The 16,236-nt window shown below is 60.0% G+C and carries 19 protein-coding genes, 1 tRNA gene and 1 pseudogene; 7 read left to right on the forward strand and 14 right to left on the reverse strand.

Translation table 11 applies throughout. The annotated features are described in order from the left end of the window. The 8 genes and pseudogenes from ACXYMO_RS03215 to fabD all read right to left on the reverse strand — a co-directional run. Positions 1-207: pseudogene (locus tag ACXYMO_RS03215) on the reverse strand (ATP-binding protein); the annotation flags it as partial. Then, positions 143-487, reverse strand: coding sequence for a hypothetical protein (locus ACXYMO_RS03220; protein WP_458877210.1), 345 nt, complete (start codon positions 485-487; stop codon positions 143-145). The pseudogene ACXYMO_RS03215 and the gene ACXYMO_RS03220, both read right to left, overlap by 65 nt. A 222-nt stretch (positions 488-709) precedes the next feature. Beyond that, complete coding sequence (gene mltG / locus ACXYMO_RS03225; RefSeq protein ID WP_458877211.1) at positions 710-1,861, reverse strand: endolytic transglycosylase MltG; 1,152 nt, start codon at positions 1,859-1,861, stop codon at positions 710-712. Beyond that, positions 1,861-3,120: a beta-ketoacyl-ACP synthase II gene (gene fabF / locus ACXYMO_RS03230; protein WP_458877212.1), complete on the reverse strand. Its 1,260-nt coding sequence runs from the start codon at positions 3,118-3,120 to the stop codon at positions 1,861-1,863. Before fabF ends, mltG begins: the two co-directional genes overlap by 1 nt. Before the next feature lie 192 nt (positions 3,121-3,312). Continuing rightward, a complete protein-coding gene (locus ACXYMO_RS03235) occupies positions 3,313-3,852 on the reverse strand; it encodes a GNAT family N-acetyltransferase (RefSeq protein WP_458877213.1) in 540 nt (179 codons plus the stop codon). Between the two features lie 139 nt (positions 3,853-3,991). Next, entirely contained in the window at positions 3,992-4,225 is a 234-nt protein-coding gene (locus ACXYMO_RS03240; RefSeq protein WP_037309926.1) for an acyl carrier protein, read from the reverse strand. 206 nt (positions 4,226-4,431) lie between these two features. Next, a complete protein-coding gene (gene fabG, locus ACXYMO_RS03245) occupies positions 4,432-5,169 on the reverse strand; it encodes a 3-oxoacyl-ACP reductase FabG (RefSeq protein WP_458877214.1) in 738 nt (245 codons plus the stop codon). A gap of 58 nt (positions 5,170-5,227) precedes the next feature. Then, positions 5,228-6,166 (reverse strand): ACP S-malonyltransferase, encoded by a 939-nt coding sequence (fabD, locus tag ACXYMO_RS03250; RefSeq protein ID WP_458877215.1) that lies wholly within the window; start codon positions 6,164-6,166, stop codon positions 5,228-5,230. Between the two features lie 165 nt (positions 6,167-6,331). Between fabD and ACXYMO_RS03255 the strand changes: the two genes are divergently transcribed. After that, positions 6,332-7,573 (forward strand): cytochrome b/b6 domain-containing protein, encoded by a 1,242-nt coding sequence (locus ACXYMO_RS03255; RefSeq protein WP_458877216.1) that lies wholly within the window; start codon positions 6,332-6,334, stop codon positions 7,571-7,573. Between the two features lie 74 nt (positions 7,574-7,647). Here ACXYMO_RS03255 and ACXYMO_RS03260 read toward each other — a convergent pair whose 3' ends face one another. Both ACXYMO_RS03260 and ACXYMO_RS03265 read right to left on the reverse strand, forming a co-directional pair. Further along, complete coding sequence (locus ACXYMO_RS03260; RefSeq protein WP_458877217.1) at positions 7,648-8,220, reverse strand: YceI family protein; 573 nt, start codon at positions 8,218-8,220, stop codon at positions 7,648-7,650. A gap of 191 nt (positions 8,221-8,411) precedes the next feature. Next, complete coding sequence (locus tag ACXYMO_RS03265) at positions 8,412-8,930, reverse strand: hypothetical protein (protein WP_458877218.1); 519 nt, start codon at positions 8,928-8,930, stop codon at positions 8,412-8,414. Positions 8,931-9,204: 274 nt separating this feature from the next. On the opposite strand from ACXYMO_RS03265, the gene rpsF reads away from it, so the two are divergent. The 3 genes from rpsF to rplI are packed head-to-tail and all read left to right on the forward strand — an operon-like array spanning position 9,205 to position 10,472. Further along, positions 9,205-9,558, forward strand: a complete 354-nt coding sequence (gene rpsF, locus ACXYMO_RS03270) for a 30S ribosomal protein S6 (protein WP_458877219.1) — start codon at positions 9,205-9,207, stop codon at positions 9,556-9,558. A 29-nt stretch (positions 9,559-9,587) separates the two neighbouring features. Further along, entirely contained in the window at positions 9,588-9,815 is a 228-nt protein-coding gene (gene rpsR, locus ACXYMO_RS03275; protein WP_005852865.1) for a 30S ribosomal protein S18, read from the forward strand. 12 nt (positions 9,816-9,827) lie between these two features. Then, positions 9,828-10,472, forward strand: a complete 645-nt coding sequence (rplI, locus tag ACXYMO_RS03280) for a 50S ribosomal protein L9 (RefSeq protein WP_458877220.1) — start codon at positions 9,828-9,830, stop codon at positions 10,470-10,472. Between the two features lie 94 nt (positions 10,473-10,566). On the opposite strand, the gene ACXYMO_RS03285 is transcribed toward rplI, so the two are convergent. Continuing rightward, entirely contained in the window at positions 10,567-10,983 is a 417-nt protein-coding gene (locus ACXYMO_RS03285; protein ID WP_458877221.1) for a DUF1330 domain-containing protein, read from the reverse strand. A 158-nt stretch (positions 10,984-11,141) separates the two neighbouring features. Here ACXYMO_RS03285 and ACXYMO_RS03290 point away from each other — a divergent pair, with 158 nt between their 5' ends. Beyond that, the gene (locus ACXYMO_RS03290) at positions 11,142-11,624 is read left to right on the forward strand and encodes a transglycosylase SLT domain-containing protein (RefSeq protein ID WP_458877222.1); all 483 of its coding nucleotides are present in this window, start codon (positions 11,142-11,144) and stop codon (positions 11,622-11,624) included. A 66-nt stretch (positions 11,625-11,690) separates the two neighbouring features. Here ACXYMO_RS03290 and tig read toward each other — a convergent pair whose 3' ends face one another. Next, positions 11,691-13,022: a trigger factor gene (tig, locus tag ACXYMO_RS03295; protein WP_458877223.1), complete on the reverse strand. Its 1,332-nt coding sequence runs from the start codon at positions 13,020-13,022 to the stop codon at positions 11,691-11,693. A gap of 201 nt (positions 13,023-13,223) precedes the next feature. Beyond that, positions 13,224-13,308, reverse strand: a tRNA-Leu gene (locus ACXYMO_RS03300). Positions 13,309-13,506: 198 nt separating this feature from the next. On the opposite strand from ACXYMO_RS03300, the gene ACXYMO_RS03305 reads away from it, so the two are divergent. Then, positions 13,507-14,019 (forward strand): Hint domain-containing protein, encoded by a 513-nt coding sequence (locus tag ACXYMO_RS03305; RefSeq protein ID WP_458877224.1) that lies wholly within the window; start codon positions 13,507-13,509, stop codon positions 14,017-14,019. Here ACXYMO_RS03305 and ACXYMO_RS03310 read toward each other — a convergent pair. Then, positions 14,016-15,725, reverse strand: coding sequence for an NAD(P)H-hydrate dehydratase (locus ACXYMO_RS03310; protein WP_458877225.1), 1,710 nt, complete (start codon positions 15,723-15,725; stop codon positions 14,016-14,018). The genes ACXYMO_RS03305 and ACXYMO_RS03310 overlap by 4 nt on opposite strands. Before the next feature lie 169 nt (positions 15,726-15,894). Between ACXYMO_RS03310 and ACXYMO_RS03315 the strand changes: the two genes are divergently transcribed. Then, positions 15,895-16,233, forward strand: a complete 339-nt coding sequence (locus ACXYMO_RS03315; protein ID WP_458877226.1) for a P-II family nitrogen regulator — start codon at positions 15,895-15,897, stop codon at positions 16,231-16,233. Positions 16,234-16,236 lie beyond the last annotated feature (3 nt).

Here is a 16,236-nt window from a genome sequence, read left to right on the forward strand (position 1 = left end):
TCTCTTCCCCCTTTCCCCCCCCCCCCCCCCGCGCCCGCCCAGAATGGCCCATGTGCGCCAATCGCCTTCTGGCGGCAACTGATGCGGCATGGCCCAGAATTCGAACAAAAAAGGGAGAGCGTAAAGCTCTCCCATCTCCAACTCATTCAAGAATGTCTCGCGGATGTTTGCAGGTGCGCAGGCGAGCCAATCTGCACCCGATGTCAGATCGGGCCTGATCAAGGTCGATGGCGAATCCGCCTTGCGCGATTCCTGCTTGCCTTTCTCGCTGTTCAACAAGGCTGGCCTCTACTTTCTGGCAGGTTCTGACCAGCGTATCCACCGCCGCCACCTGCCTGCTACAGTTTGAAAAGTCTGTTTCCTCCCCGGCTTGCATATTTTGACACAGAATTTCCGCCTGCTGCCGCACCTTGCGGACCGTTGCGTGCAACGACCGAAGCAATTCCGCGGTTTGGGACAGTCTGTCTTCCGGGGTTATTAAAGTCATGTTTGCCTGAAACCTCACGTGCTGGGGTTTCCGTTCGAGAGAAACGAAAAACGGCCGTCAGGACGATGTCCCGCAGCCGTTGCCCATTTCTTCTAGCATGTCACAATTTATACTTTGGACCGTCCCGGAAGTCAAGGATTTTCACCCGGACGCCGCCCGCTAAGCGTACGGTGTAATTAACAAAAACCTAATTCGGCTTAGCGAAAATCCGGGCGAGTACACTCAGTTTTTCGCCCGGTCCGCCTCGATCTCGCGCCACTTGGCCACGTTGCGATTATGTTCGTCCAGCGTCGCCGCAAATGCGTGCCCACCCGACCCATCGGCAACAAAGAACACGTATTCGGTCTCGGCCGGGCTCACCGCTGCCTGCAGGCTTGCCAACCCGGGGTTGGCAATCGGTGTCGGCGGCAGACCTTCGATGACATAGGTATTCCAAGGCGTCGCCTTGCGCAGTTCGCTCTGGCGCAGGCCTCGGCCCAGAATGCCCTGGCCTTTGGTCAGCCCGTAAATCACCGTCGGGTCCGTCTGCAGGCGCATGCCCTGGTTCAAACGGTTGACGAACACGCTTGCCACCTCGCGGCGTTCTTCGGGAATGCCGGTTTCCTTTTCGATGATCGACGCCAGGATAAGCATCTCCTCGGGGCTATTCAGCGGCACATCCCGATCCCGCGATTCCCAGGCTTCCGCAATGCGCTGTTCCTGCACCTCGGCCATCTTGGCCAGCACGTCCTGTCGGGCGGTCCCCACAATCACTTCGTAACTGTCAGGCGCCAGCGTCCCCTCGGCCGGAACCTTCACCTCGCCCTCCAGGAGATCCATGGCATTCAAAGCCTGAACCACCTGCCAGCTGGTCACGCCTTCGGCCAAGGCCACACGATAGCGCGTATCGGGTTCTGCGCGTTTTTCGGCAAAGGCTTCGGGGGTCTCGCCAGTCAGCGGATCAAACTCGGCCCGCACGACGAATTCGTTGGTCGCCGGATCCAGTTCGCGCACCTGGGTCTCGATCCGGGTCACGCCGACGCGATAGACGATCTCGGTGCCACAGGTGCTTGCCCCGCCGCGCGTGATCTGGTCGACGATCTTCTCCATCGACGATCCCGGCTGCACCAAAAAACTTCCGGCCTTCAGCTTGCTGGTCTTGTCCGTGTAATCGGCCCCCATCCGAAAGATGGCGGCACTGCTGACCGCATTCTGATCGGCCAGCTTGCGGCTGACCTTGCTGAAATTCGATCCCCGCTCAACCCTCAGACAGATTGGCTCATCAAGCGGGCCTTCGGCGGTATACTGGGACTGCCCCCACAACACCACGCCGCCGGCCAGAAACAGCCCCACCACCAAAAAAGTAAGCATGTTCGAGGCAAGGCTGCGCCACATCAGCTGATCTTTCCGAAAATGACGCTGGCGTTGGTACCGCCAAAGCCAAAGGAATTGGACAGCGCCACGTTGATCTCACGTTCGCGCTTAATGTTTGGGGCCAGATCGATCGGGGTCTCCACCGCCGGGTTTTCCAGGTTGATGGTGGGCGGAGCCACCTGATCCCGAATCGCCAGAATGCTGAAAATCGCCTCGATCGCACCTGCGGCGCCCAAAAGATGCCCCGTGGCCGACTTGGTCGATGACATTGTCGCCTTGCTGGCAGCATTGCCCAGCATCCGTTCGACGGCACCCAGTTCAATGGTGTCGGCCATGGTGCTGGTGCCATGCGCGTTGATGTAATCGACGTCCTTGGGGTCCAGCTTGGCATTGCGCAATGCCGCCCGCATGGACCGTTCGGCGCCGTCGCCATCCTCGGACGGGGCCGTGATGTGATAGGCATCCCCCGACAGACCGTACCCCAGAACCTCGGCATAGATCTTGGCGCCGCGTGCCTTGGCATGTTCGTATTCTTCCAGAACGACCACACCGGCACCTTCGCCCATCACGAATCCGTCCCGATCCGCATCATAGGGGCGCGAGGCCTTGGTCGGCTCATCCGCCCGCTTGGTGCTCAGCGCCTTGCAGGCGTTGAATCCGGCAATGCCGATCCGGCAGATCGCCGCCTCGGCCCCGCCCGCAATCATCACATCCGCATCGCCATATGCTATCAGACGGCTGGCATCACCGATGGCATGCGCACCGGTCGAACAGGCCGTCACAACCGAATGGTTCGGGCCGCGGAACCCGTATTTGATGCTGACCTGACCCGAAATCAGGTTGATCAGCGCGCCGGGCACAAAGAACGGGCTTACCCGCCGGGGGCCCTTTGCTTCCATCATGACTGCCGTGTTTGCAATAGAATTCAATCCACCAATGCCCGACCCGATCAGAACGCCGGTCCGGTCCAGGGATTCGCGATCTTCGGGCATCCACCCGGCATCTTCCACGGCCTGCTGTGCAGCCGCGATCCCGAACATGATGAACGTATCGACCTTGCGCTGTTCCTTGGGCTCCATATAGGCGTCCGCGTTGAACGAACCGTCCGATCCATCACCGCGTGGCACTTCGCAGGCATAGGTCGTGGCCAGACCCTCCGGATCGAACTGCGTAATCGGGCCCGCGCCCGACTGACCATCCAGCAACCGGCTCCAGGACGCCTCGACGCCATCCGCCAACGGTGTCACCAGCCCCAACCCTGTTACGACTACTCTGCGCATGAACTGCCCTCTTGCCTAGTTTTCAACTGTGTTCCCAATCGCGCAACGCTCATACCCCGCACCGGGGGATGGGGGCAAGAGCACAGCGCATTTCCTGATTTGGATCAGATAGGTGCCCAACCCTGCCGATACGACCCCCGCGCCCTGATTTCCGTATCGCCGGATTGCTCAATTTTACGCGCAATTGGCAATTCAATGAGACGTTCCCGGCCCGTCACGGCGCATCAGGACGGTCGGATCCTCCTGATCCGGCGCGTTGCGCATGACATGATATCCCAACCGCTGGGCCAATTGACAGGACCCGGTGTTATCCTCGGCAATGCGCGCAACCAAGGGCCCCGGAATCACCCGGTCAAACCAATCATGCGCGGCGCGCGTCGCCTCCAACGCCAGACCACTGCCCTGCGCTTGGGGAACCAGCGCCCAGCCCGCTTGTGGAAAACCGTCGAAATCCTCGCCCAGTTGCTCACTGCCGTAGAAAAATCCGACCTGCCCAATCATTTCCCGGCTGCGCTGCTCGATGACGGCCCACTGGCCAAATCCGGTCATCTGCCAATGTCCGGCATTGCGCAGAAACGAATCCCACGATTCCGCCCGGCTGCGCGGGCGTCCTGTGATGTGATGCACCACGTCAGGCATCGCCCAGATTTCGCTGAAGCGGTCGAAATCCTCAAGGCGCATGGCGCGCAGGATCACCCGCGATGTATTTATGGTGGGAATGGAACGGTTCATTGTGCCGCTTGATATAAGACTGCCTCACATCATCTGTGACGCGCGCCTTTCCGCCGTGCAAGCACTCATGCACCAAAACAAGAAAAACGGCGCCTCCCCGCTGGAAGACGCCGTTTTGATAGTCATTCTTAACGTCTGATCAGGACGCTTCGTTGATGAATTTGACTGCGTCACCAAAGGTTTGGATGGTTTCGGCCGCGTCGTCGGGGATCTCGATGCCGAACTCTTCTTCAAAGGCCATAACCAGTTCAACGGTGTCCAGGCTGTCTGCGCCCAGATCGTCGATGAACGAAGCGTTCTCGGTCACTTTGTCCTCTTCCACACCCAAGTGTTCCACAACGATCTTTTTCACGCGGTCTGCGACGTCGCTCATGTCAATTCCTCATTCCTTTGCGGGCATTGTGCCCAAGTCTGCCCTTGCCCGCTTGGGGTGGGTTTGGTTTCGCCCCGCAACGGGGCGGCTCTTTCCCGAAGAACGGGACCGACAGGACAAAGCTTCCACTCGCCTGCCGAAATCTGCGCCGCCTATAGCATAGACGACGCAATTGGCAAACGCTTTCGCGACGGCCACCTCATTGCCTAGAACATGGCCATGCCGCCATTCACGTGCAAGGTACTTCCTGTGACATAAGCAGCTTCGGGGCTGGCAAGATAAAGCACAGCCGCCGCAATTTCGCTTGGCTCGCCCATGCGACCGGCCGGAACCTGTGTCAGAATTCCACTTTTCTGGTCATCGGTCAGCTTTTCGGTCATCGCCGTGGTGATGAACCCCGGTGCGACGGCATTCACCGTGATGCCCCGGCTGGCAACTTCATAGGCCAGCGATTTGGACATCCCGATCACACCCGCTTTGGATGCCGCATAGTTTCCTTGCCCGGGGTTGCCGGTGGCGCCGACGACCGAACTGATATTGATGATCCGACCCCAACGCGCCTTCATCATCCCGCGCAACACGCCTTTGCACAGCTTGAAGGTCGCCGTGAGGTTCACGTCGATCACGCTCTGCCATTCCTCGTCCGACATGCGCATGAACAGGTTATCGCGGGTGATTCCAGCGTTGTTGACCAGAATATCGACCGCCCCCATCGCTGCGGCCGCTTGCTTGGGCAACTCTGCCACGGCCTCCGCATCGCTCAGGTTGCACGGCAGAACATGGGCACGGTCCCCCAGTTCGGCGGCCAGCGCTTCCAGCGGCTCAACCCGCGTGCCGGACAGGCCCACGGTTGCGCCCGCCGCATGCAAAGTACGCGCAATGTCCGCACCAATACCGCCAGATGCGCCGGTCACGAGCGCGCATTTTCCCTTCAAATCAAACATTTGCTATCCCTTCTTCACGTCCAGTCGCAGCATTGCCGCGCCAAACCAATTCGTTGCTTTATCCCAGTTCAGCCTTGGCAGCGGCCACATCGTCCGGCGTGCCGATGGCCCGCGTTGCGATGGACCGCTCGATCCGGCGGATCATCCCCGACAGGGCCTTGCCCGCGCCGATCTCCCAGATCTCGCTCACACCGTCCTGTGCCATGCGCAGAACGCTTTCCCGCCAGCGTACCGCGCCGGTGACCTGCTGAATCAGAAGTTTACGGATCTCGTCCGGATCACTGACCGGCCCGGCCAGAACATTGGCAATCACCGGAACCGCAGGCGCCTTGATCTCCACCTCGGCCAATGCGGCCGCCATGACCTCGGCCGCCGGTTCCATCAATTCGCAGTGAAACGGCGCGCTGACGGGCAGCATCACGGCGCGCTTGGCGCCCTTTTCCTTGGCCAGATCCACGGCACGTTCCACCGCGGCCTTGTGGCCCGACACAACCACCTGGGCAGGATCGTTGTCATTGGCCGCCTGGCACACGTCGCCTTCGGCCGCCTGTTCGGCCAGGGCGCGCACTGTGTCGAGGTCAAGCCCCAACAGGGCCGCCATCGCGCCCACGCCCACCGGCACGGCCTCCTGCATGGCCTTGCCGCGTATCCGCAAAAGGCGTGCGGTATCCGCCACGCTCAGCGCACCCGCCGCCGCCAGCGCCGAATATTCGCCCAACGAGTGGCCCGCGACGCAGGCCGCCTGATCGATCGTGATTCCCTCAGCCTCCAAGGCGCGCATTGCCGCCATGGATGTGGCCATCAGCGCGGGCTGCGCGTTCTGGGTCAGGGTCAGGGTCTCAATGTCCCCGTCCCAGATCAGACTGCTCAGGCTTTCGCCCAATGCCCCGTCGACCTCGTCAAAGACGGCTTTCGCCGCCGGATATGCCTCGGCCAGATCACGCCCCATGCCAATGGCCTGCGCACCCTGTCCCGGGAAAACAAATGCTCTGCTCATTACCGCCCTCCGTCAGTGTTTAAACCGGCATAGCCCGCAGTACGGTCCAAGGCAACGCCCCGCCTGCCCGCCTCAGGCAGAGTTTGTGCAGGGATGCGCGACCGTTGTGCGTTGTTCGCGCCCGACATTGCCTTATCGTTTAAATAGAACATTCGGAGTTTTCGCATGAGCCTGACCAACACCGCCACTCGGTATGGCACCGTCACAAAAACGTTTCACTGGCTGATCGCACTGGGCATTTTTACCGTCATCCCCCTGGGCCTGATTGCCAATGACATGGCCCATACCCTGAACAACCCCGCCGCTGATTTCAGCGAATCCTTCGTGCAACGGACTGTTTTCCTGTTTTCGTTGCACAAGACCATCGGCGTGTTGATCTTCCTGACGGCCCTGGCGCGCATTCTCTGGGCCATCAGCCAACCCCGCCCCGGCCTTTTGAATGCCGACAACCGGGTTGAGGCGACACTGGCCCATGCCGTCCACTGGCTGCTCTACGGCTCGCTCGTTCTCGCCCCGCTGACCGGCTGGGTCCACCACGCCGCCACCAGCGGCTTCGCCCCGATCTGGGGGCCATTCGCACAATCGCTCCCACTTGTGCCAAAGGATCCCGGTGTCGCCGCGCTGTTTTCCGGCCTGCATGAGGTGTTTGTCAAAGTTTTGGCCGTCGCTCTCGCGTTGCACATTGTCGGCGCCCTCAAGCATCACGTCATCGACCGCGACGCCACCTTGCGACGCATGTTGCCCGGATCCTCCAATGCCCCGACACCCCCAGAACAAACCCATTCCCTGATGCCAGCGTTTGTCGCCTTGGGTGTCTGGGGCATCGCGCTTGGTATCGGCGGCGCACTGGGGCTCTACGCCAAGCAGGGTCACACAACCGCCTCCACGGCCCAGTCCGCGCCGCTTGAGCAGGTCCAATCCGATTGGCAGGTGCGTGACGGAACCCTCGCCATCGTCGTGACCCAACTCGGCAACCCGGTTGAGGGCCAATTCAACGACTGGACCGCTGTCATCCAGTTCAACGAACGCGCCACCCCCGGTCCCGCCGGACACGTCAGCGTTACAATCGCCATCGGATCACTCACGCTCGGCTCGGTCACCGATCAGTCCATGGGACCGGATTTCTTCGATACGGAAACCTTCCCCACCGCCACTTTCACCGGTCAAATCGAGCGGACCGAGTCAGGCTATGTCGCAACCGGGCCGCTGGCGATCCGTGATCAGTCCATGACCGTCGCCCTGCCCTTTGACCTCAGCATAGAAAACGATGTGGCCACCATGTCTGGGAAGCTGACCTTGAATCGGCTGGACTACGGCGTCGGCGCGTCGATGCCGGACGAAAGTTCGCTCGGTTTTGATGTCGTTGTGACCGTCAGTCTGACCGCCGAACGCAGCCCGGGAAGTTAAAACCCGAACCCCGGATACGAAAAAAGGCCGCCGGTGCATCGCAACCGGCGGCCTTTCGATTAAAGAGGTTCGGATTATTCGGCTTTGACAGCCTCGATCGAAATCATCACCTGTACTTCGTCGCTCACGAACGGAGCGAACTTGTCCAGACCATAGTCCGAGCGCAGAACCGTTGCCGTCGCATCAAACCCGGCCCAAGGCTTCTTGGCCATCGGATGCTCGCCCATCTTGTTCAGCGTTGCGTCCAGAACGACCGGTTTGGTCACGCCATTCATGGTCAGTTCGCCGCTGATCTTGGCGGTGGTGTCACCCGTCACTTCGATCCCGGTCGACGTGAACGTCACCAGATCACCCTCGGCCGCGCCAAAGAAGTCTTCGGTCATGAAGTGATCGAACCGCGCCTCCCAGCCCGTCAGCATCGACCGCACTGGCATGGATACGGTGACGCTCGATGCGGCCGGGTTTTCATCGTCGAACATGATCTCGCCCTCAAAGCCCGAGAACATGTTGTAAGTCGTGGAAAAACCAAGGTGATTATAGCTGAACAGCACCTGGCTGTGGCTGCTGTCCAGCATGTATTTCTCAGGGGCCGCAAAGGCCGAAGTCGCAGCAGTCGCAAGCACGGCGGCCAACAGGGTCGTTTTCATGGGTCAGTACTCCGTTCACAAATAAGGTATCGGTACGGATGAATGTGATACGGGCGCTCCAACTGGCAACTCGCAAAAACCCAACAGACCCTGTGTGCAAATGAACAACGCGATCCACACAAAAAAACGGCCCCGAATGAAGGGGCCGCTTACTGGCCATTTACATGGCGCGCAATATTGCCGGTTCGGCGTCACCCGGTGACGTTGACCACCCCCTGCAACTGAGACCGCAGCCCCTTGCGGACCTCTTCGTCATCAATCAGCAGGCGCATCAAGAGGCTGCCATCGACATCAAACAATTCAACCGAATTTGTGCCGAAATCCACGCTGCCCAGGCTGTCATAGCCGCGGCGCAGGATGGTCTCGGGGCGGCCGCGGTCGTTTTTCTGCAAGACGCGCACTTCGTTGCGGATCGGGTCGAAAAATGCATCGGGCTGATTGTGTTCGTGGTTGCGCATCAAAAGGGCCAGACCACAGAAGAAGAAAAAGACCGAAACACCAAGTTTGATGAACATCAAGCCGCCATCGGCCTGCACGCTGGGCATCAGCCACATGCCGGACGCACACAGGATCATCGCCGTGCCCGCAATTCGGAACAGAACCGTCCGCAGCGGCCAGTTTGGCGCAAAAGTAAGCATCAGCGGCGGGCTGTCTTCGTATCCTGACACCACCTGCCGTTCCATCGTCAGTTCTTGATCGACCATATTCATGTCTGCTGTCCCATTCCCCGAGATCATGGCCGGGCCTTTCCCGGCGTTTGGGCAGGATTTATGGCAAACAAAGCGACAACAATGCGGCGCGGGCGGGGAAATACACGGGCAAGTAGAATCGCCCCGCACAAGAAAGACTTGCCCTACGCCGTTCAAAGTGTATACGGGCCACTCCTTTTGCATGAGTTATGAACCGCGCAGTCTCTCGTGGTGGGGTCGCAAAAGGAAAAGGACCCCTCCTTTGAAATGCGCCTTGATAGAAACAGGAGTCTACATGCCACTCTATGAGCATGTCATGATTGCGCGTCAGGATCTGTCCAACACGCAAGCCGAAGGCCTTATCGAACATTTTGGCTCAGTGCTGTCCGACAACGGCGGCAAACTCGTCGATCACGAGTACTGGGGCGTCAAGACGATGGCCTACAAGATCAACAAGAACCGCAAGGGCCACTATGCCTTCCTGCGCTCGGATTCCCCTTCGGCGGCCGTGCAGGAAATGGAACGCCTGATGCGCCTGCATGACGATGTGATGCGTGTTCTGACCATCAAGGTCGACGAACACAAAGAAGGTCCGTCGGTTCAGATGCAGAAACGCGACGACCGTGGCGACCGCCGCGAACGCCGTTGATCAACAGCTTGAGAAAAGGACACTAAACCATGGCTGCAAAACCATTTTTCCGCCGTCGCAAGGTCTGCCCCTTCTCGGGCGACAACGCACCGGCAATCGACTACAAGGACACGCGCCTGCTGCAACGCTACATCAGCGAACGCGGCAAGATCGTGCCCAGCCGTATCACCGCCGTTTCGGCCAAGAAGCAACGCGAACTGGCGCGCGCCATCAAACGCGCACGTTTTCTTGCCCTGCTTCCCTACGCCGTGAAGTAAGGAGAATACATCATGCAAGTTATCCTTCTTGAACGCGTTGCCAAGCTGGGCCAGATGGGCGACGTCGTCGACGTCAAACCCGGCTATGCCCGCAACTACCTGCTGCTGCAGGGCAAGGCGCTGACCGCCTCCGAGGCGAACATCGCCCAGTTCGAAGCGCAGAAAGCACAGCTGGAAGCACGCAACCTGGAAACCCGCAAGGAAGCCGAAGATCTGGGCAACCGCCTGGACGGTCAGCAGTTCGTCGTGATTCGCCAGGCGTCTGATGGCGGCTCGCTGTACGGCTCGGTCACCACCCGTGACGCCTCCGATGCCGCAACCGAGGCCGGTTTCAGCCTCGATCGCAAGCAGGTCGTCATCGAACGTCCGATCAAGGAACTGGGTCTGCACGACGTCAACGTGACGCTGCACCCCGAAGTTCAGGTCACGATGGTTCTGAACGTCGCCCGCTCGCCCGAAGAGGCCGAGCTGCAGGCATCCGGCAAATCCATTCAGGAGCTGGCCGCCGAAGAGGAAGCCGCCGCTGAATTCGAGATCGCCGAACTGTTCGACGATATCGGCAGCGCCGCGTCCGAAGACGAAGAGCTGGCCGAATCCGCTGGTGTCGAGCCGGCGACCGAGCAAGAGCCCGCCGAGGACGAAGAAACAAACGCCTGATCCCGCATCAGTCGTCGAAAGCTTAAAGCCGCGCAGCCCCTGCGCGGCTTTTTTCTTTGCAGGGCGTTCGTCCTGGCGGGTCGCGGCAATGGCCCTAACCCGCGAATTCTCCCCCTGCAGGCAGCGGCATCAACCGGATCAAGCGTGAATCCAGCACTGCGGCCTGACGGTGCGGCACGGCTTTGGCGTAATCCGGGTCTTTCTGCATCTCCACAAAGGCCGCCGCGCTGGGGTACTCTGCAATGAAACAAAGGTCCCAGGTTTCCTCCTCCGGCCCGATCAGCACCTGCTCGGGCTCTCCGCGCCAGGCAATTCGCCCGCCCACGCGCGCAAAGACATCGGCACTCAGCCGCCCATATTCACCATACGCCTCGGTCCCCGTCGCGCTGTGCTCATCGTCGTAGACGGCCATGTCGCGCAGTTTCACGAGGTTCAGCATCTGCACCGGTCCGGGCCGGGTGTTGTCGCGATACGCCCTGAACCCGTCACGGGTGAACGTGGTGTGATGCATTGTCTTCCCTCCTGCCCTGGCGTTTACGGCACCCTGCCCGCGCATGGACGCAATTGGCAAGCCGCTTGTCGGCAAACCACCGCGCAGCCGCGGCGGGGCGGCTTGTCCCGGCACTACAGGCGTTTAAGCTCCCTCAAACATGAGCATAAAGGTGCCCCATGCACACACGTCGCAACGTTCTGGCCCTTTTGGGTATCGGTCTGATGACCGCCGCTTGCGGCCGCCGCCGCGCCCGCGCTGATGCGCGGCCCGCCGCCCGCACGGAACCGCCGCTCTATCCAAATGAAACACCCCAGTTGCGCAGGCTGATCAACAAATACGCAGACCTGTACGAAGTACCCCGCCCGCTGGTGCACCGTGTCGTTATCCGCGAAAGCACCCACCGCCCCGAAGCGATCAACCGCCCCTATTACGGACTGATGCAGATTCTCCCCGCCACCGCGCGCTCGATGGGGTTTCGGGGTCAACCGCGCAATCTTCTGGATGCGGAAACCAACCTGAAATACGCTGTGAAATATCTGCGCGGGGCATGGCTCCTTGCGGACGGCAGCCACGATGCGGCCATCAAATGGTATTCCCGCGGCTATTATTACGAGGCCAAACGCCGCGGCATGCTGAAAGAAACCGGGCTGATCAACTGACGATCCCAAACGAAAAGAGCCGCCCCAAAGGGACGGCTCCTTGCCTGCGATCCGGGGGATCGGGGCTTATTCGTCTTCCAGCTTCTCAACTGCTTTCTGCAGATCGTCCTTGCTGATGTCCTTGTCCTTGATCGTGGCCAGTTCGAACACGTAATCAACGACCTTGTCCTCGAACAGCGGCGCGCGCAGCTGCTGCTGCATCTGCTGGTTCTGCTGCACGAATTCAAAGAACTGGCGTTCCTGACCCGGGTACTGACGTGCCTGGTTCATGATTGCCTGGCTCATCTCGGCGTCGGTGACTTCGACCTCGGCCTTCTGGCCCAGCTCGGCCAGAAGCAGGCCCAGACGCACGCGGCGCTCAGCCAGTTTCTTGTGCTCGTCGCTGGGTTCGATTTCCGGGTGATCATGGCCCTGAACGTCCGGGTTTTCCTCGTGCCACAGCTGGTGGGCAATCTGGCCTGCCTCTGCATCGACCAAGCTCGGCGGCAGGTCGAATTTGACCAGACCGTCCAGCGCATCCAGCAGGTGACGCTTCATCACGGCGCGCGATGCGCCCGCAAATTCCGCTTCCAGACGCTCACCGATCTGGGTTTTCAGCGCGGCAAGATCCTCGGCGCCGAACTTCTTGGCCAGTTCGTCGTCGATCTTGGCGGCAACCGGTTCCTTCACCTCTTTGACGGTGCAGTCGAACTCGGCTTCTTTGCCGGCCAGATGCTCGGCCTGATAGTCCTCGGGGAAGGACACCTTGACGGTTTTCTCTTCACCGGCTTTCACGCCGACCAGCTGTTCCTCGAAACCGGGGATGAAGCTGTTTGACCCCAGAACCAGCGGATAGTCCTCGGCGCTGCCGCCTTCGAACGCTTCGCCGTCAACCTTGCCGACAAAATCAAACACGACCTGATCGCCGTCCTTGGCCTTGCTGCCCTTCTTGCGCGGATCAAAATCCTGCGCGGTTTCGGCCAGGTTTGCCAGGGCCTCGTCGATGTCGGCATCGCCAGCCTTGACCACCAGTTTTTCAAGCTTGATGGACTTCAGGTCGACTTCGGGGATTTCAGGCAATGCCTCATAGGACATCTCGACATTGACGTCGTCGCCTTCTTTCCAATCTTCGTTGGTCATCTTGACTTCGGGCTGCATCGCCGGACGATCGCCGCTGTCTTCGAAATGCTTGCTCATAGCACCATCGATGGATTCCTGCATCACTTCGCCCATCAGGCGCTGACCAAACTGCTTTTTCAGCAGCGGCATGGGAACCTTGCCCTTGCGAAAGCCCTTCATCTCGATTTCGGGCTGTGCTTCGGCCAGCTTTTCGTTGACCTTTTCTTCCAGCTCGGCGGCGGTGACGGTAATCGCGTATCCGCGTTTCAGACCTTCGTTCAGCGTCTCGGTGACCTGCATCAGTGTTCCCCATGAGGTTTTGCGCGCAGACAGGTGCGCGGCATCCAAATTTGTGGCCTTCTATTGGCCTGCGCCGTGCTGTGCAAGGGGCTTTCCCGCCATCAGCCGCCAGTTGCCCCGATATTTTGGCGCATTTCTGCTTTTGACCGGGAGGCGCCCGGCAACCGCCCAGCCCGCCCTGGTGCTGTCATTGGAAAATAATGGTGCGGGTGAAGGGACTTGAACCCCCACGCCTTGCGGCGCCAGAACCTAAATCTGGTGCGTCTACCAATTCCGCCACACCCGCATACCGGCGCGGGCTGACCCCGCGCACTGGCGCTCAATAACAAAGGTTAAATGCGGATGCGAGAGGAAATAACAACCTCGCGCATTCATCAAATATGAACCCTTGTGCCCAGAAACTTGACCGAAAATGCCGCCGCGCCAGCCCGATTTCGCCACATTCCAAACCCATGCTGGACCCGAGATCAGAATGAGAACCGCTATGAAACCCGACTTTATCGGACGCCCCAAAGACAACAGCGCCGTGCCGCACCCGTTTTCGTCCATCCCGACGGATACCGGTTTTGGCGCGGGGACCGTGGTTTTGGCCCGCAAGGGCGAAATGCTGATCGAAGAGGTGACACCCGGCGATCACCTGATCACCCGTGACGCCGGCATGGCCATGGTCATGCAGATCGCCTCTGTCACCCTGTCCAGCCGCGCAATCTTTTTTGCTGCCGGCTCGCTCGGCGATACCCGCCCGGGACAGGACCTGATCCTGCCAGCGTCGCAACCGGTTCTGATCCGCGACTGGCGCGCTCAGGCCATGTTCGGCGTCGACCACGCAATGGTACGGGCCGATGCACTGATCGACAATGAATTCGTGCGCGACCTCGGTCTGCGCGAGATGATGTTGCACCAGCTCGAATTCGGGGCTCCCCGGGTGGTATATGCCGGCGGTCTGGAACTGGCCAGCACCTGGGTCAACACCCTGGCCCTGCGCAACGCAGCCTAAAGCCCAACGTTCCGAAACACTTTCGGCAATTCTTCCGGCAGGTCCTCGGCAATCAGTCCGGGGCCGAAACTGCGCGCGCATTCCACATGCAGCCAGGCGGCGGTTTCGGCCGCCTGCATCGGATCAAACCCGCGCGCCAGCAACCCGGTAATGAAACCGGCCAGCACATCGCCCGACCCTGCCGTCGCCAGCCACGGTGCGGCCCGGTCATAAAGAGCCGAATTGATACTGCATCGCCCGTCGGGTGCTGCAATGACCGTGTCCGGCCCCTTGAACAGCACCACGCAGCCGGCACGCGCCGCCGCCTCGCGGGTGGCATCGACCTTGGAAAAGGCCGGTCCTTTGATTGGTGTCGCGTTCAGCCGTTCGGCGATGTCGGGAAACAGACGTTTGAATTCGCCCCCATGCGGCGTCAGCACGCAGTTTTCATTCAGCCTAGCGAACAGTGCCTGTGGTTCGTCCGCAAATGCGGTCAGCGCATCCGCATCCAGAACGACAGACCGCACAGGGTATTGGTTCGGATCAATTCCACTTAGGACTGCATCAACCAATCCCAGCGCACGTTTCACCCCCAACCCGGGGCCAAGACACAGCGCATTGATACGTTCGTCCTCAAGTATATTGGCCAACTCCTCGGGCTCCCCTGCCCGGCGCAGCATGATCGACGTGATCTGCCCTGCCACCTCCAACTGCGCCGCGCCCGGCACGCCAAGCGTCACCAGCCCCGCCCCGATCCGCAGCGCCCCCCGCGCAGCAAGGCGCGCCGCGCCGGTTTTGCCGGGACCGCCGGAGAGGATCAGGGCGTGGCCATGAGAATATTTGTGTCCTCCGATCGCCCTGTTTTTTTCCAGATCAAGACCGGGCCAAATCCGCACCGAACGACTCTTGGGAACATCAAAGTCCAATGCAATCACGCGATCCACGGGGCGCGGCATTTTCAGATGGGCCGGGTGCCTGTCTTCGGCCCCCAAACCGATATCCACGACACGCATCTTACCGCAAAGTTCATTCAAGGCATGACCGACCTTGCGACGATGAAATGTAACCGTCAGTTCGGTGTGCAACAGGCGCTTGGAGGCTTCGTCGCTCCACCATTTCCGCCAGGCGTTAAAATTCTCCCCGTCATCAGAAACCTCGCCCGGAGGTTCGGGATAAAGAAACTGCCCACTGTCACAATCAAATCCAGACGGACAATCCACTGCCACCCTATGGTAAGAGACCATCCAAGGATGGGTGTTCCCGACGTCTCGCTTCTGAACCAGAGCATGGGCCAAAGCCAATTCCAGCGGAACCGCCCGCGAAACCCCGGTTCCGAACATGGCATCTATCAGAACGGTCGGCCTCGGCCCCTCTTTGGCCGTCTCAATTGTCAGCGGTTTGATTGCGCCCATCGTCAGCCAGACATCGTGATTTTTTCGCGCATCGGGCCGCAATTTTTCGGGCGTGCCGTAAAACAGCACGTCGACATCCCATCCCTTGTCCCGTAACCGACGCGCCACCACGAACCCGTCGCCGCCGTTGTTGCCCGGCCCGCACAGCACCACCGCCCGGTGGGAAGTCTTGGCCAGCTCCGGCCATTCCTCGAAAACCGCCTCGACGACGCCGCGCCCGGCACGTTCCATCAGTTCAAGGCCGGTCACCTCACCGGAGTCGATCGCAGCCTGTTCAATCGACCGCATCTGCGCGGCCGTCAGCAATTCTGTCACGCTTTGCGCCCTCTCGATTCAAAACTGATTACTTTTTGTGCATGCCGCACAAAAAATCACCTTGGAAACAGGATTCCCCGCCCTGCACGGTTGCGTGTCACCTTAGCCAATTGTAGCTGCGAATGAGAAGTGATCTGACCCGCCAAAACACGCTTGCGAGGAGCCCCCCATGAAAAAGATCGAAGCGATCATCAAACCGTTCAAACTGGACGAAGTGAAAGAGGCGTTGCAAGACGTCGGCGTACAGGGCCTCAGCGTGATCGAGGTCAAGGGGTTTGGTCGCCAGAAAGGTCATACCGAGCTTTATCGCGGGGCGGAATACGTGGTCGATTTCCTGCCCAAGGTGAAAATCGAGGTCGTCCTGGACGACGATCAGGTTGACGGCGCCATCGAGGCGATCATCAGCGCGGCCAAGACAGACAAGATCGGCGATGGCAAAATCTTTGTCAGCACCGTTGAACAGACAATTCGCATCCGGACCGGTGAAACCGGCTCGGACGCACTCTGATTT

This window comes from Arenibacterium sp. CAU 1754 (genome assembly GCF_054482635.1).

Bases quoted from the DNA above. Each gene is read 5' to 3' on its own strand.
- ACXYMO_RS03220 (WP_458877210.1), bottom strand. From the start codon at position 487: ATGACTTTAATAACCCCGGAAGACAGACTGTCCCAAACCGCGGAATTG.
- mltG (WP_458877211.1), bottom strand. From the start codon at position 1,861: ATGTGGCGCAGCCTTGCCTCGAACATGCTTACTTTTTTGGTGGTGGGG.
- fabF (WP_458877212.1), bottom strand. From the start codon at position 3,120: ATGCGCAGAGTAGTCGTAACAGGGTTGGGGCTGGTGACACCGTTGGCG.
- ACXYMO_RS03235 (WP_458877213.1), bottom strand. From the start codon at position 3,852: ATGAACCGTTCCATTCCCACCATAAATACATCGCGGGTGATCCTGCGC.
- ACXYMO_RS03240 (WP_037309926.1), bottom strand. From the start codon at position 4,225: ATGAGCGACGTCGCAGACCGCGTGAAAAAGATCGTTGTGGAACACTTG.
- fabG (WP_458877214.1), bottom strand. From the start codon at position 5,169: ATGTTTGATTTGAAGGGAAAATGCGCGCTCGTGACCGGCGCATCTGGC.
- fabD (WP_458877215.1), bottom strand. From the start codon at position 6,166: ATGAGCAGAGCATTTGTTTTCCCGGGACAGGGTGCGCAGGCCATTGGC.
- ACXYMO_RS03255 (WP_458877216.1), top strand. From the start codon at position 6,332: ATGAGCCTGACCAACACCGCCACTCGGTATGGCACCGTCACAAAAACG.
- ACXYMO_RS03260 (WP_458877217.1), bottom strand. From the start codon at position 8,220: ATGAAAACGACCCTGTTGGCCGCCGTGCTTGCGACTGCTGCGACTTCG.
- ACXYMO_RS03265 (WP_458877218.1), bottom strand. From the start codon at position 8,930: ATGAATATGGTCGATCAAGAACTGACGATGGAACGGCAGGTGGTGTCA.
- rpsF (WP_458877219.1), top strand. From the start codon at position 9,205: ATGCCACTCTATGAGCATGTCATGATTGCGCGTCAGGATCTGTCCAAC.
- rpsR (WP_005852865.1), top strand. From the start codon at position 9,588: ATGGCTGCAAAACCATTTTTCCGCCGTCGCAAGGTCTGCCCCTTCTCG.
- rplI (WP_458877220.1), top strand. From the start codon at position 9,828: ATGCAAGTTATCCTTCTTGAACGCGTTGCCAAGCTGGGCCAGATGGGC.
- ACXYMO_RS03285 (WP_458877221.1), bottom strand. From the start codon at position 10,983: ATGCATCACACCACGTTCACCCGTGACGGGTTCAGGGCGTATCGCGAC.
- ACXYMO_RS03290 (WP_458877222.1), top strand. From the start codon at position 11,142: ATGCACACACGTCGCAACGTTCTGGCCCTTTTGGGTATCGGTCTGATG.
- tig (WP_458877223.1), bottom strand. From the start codon at position 13,022: ATGCAGGTCACCGAGACGCTGAACGAAGGTCTGAAACGCGGATACGCG.
- ACXYMO_RS03305 (WP_458877224.1), top strand. From the start codon at position 13,507: ATGAAACCCGACTTTATCGGACGCCCCAAAGACAACAGCGCCGTGCCG.
- ACXYMO_RS03315 (WP_458877226.1), top strand. From the start codon at position 15,895: ATGAAAAAGATCGAAGCGATCATCAAACCGTTCAAACTGGACGAAGTG.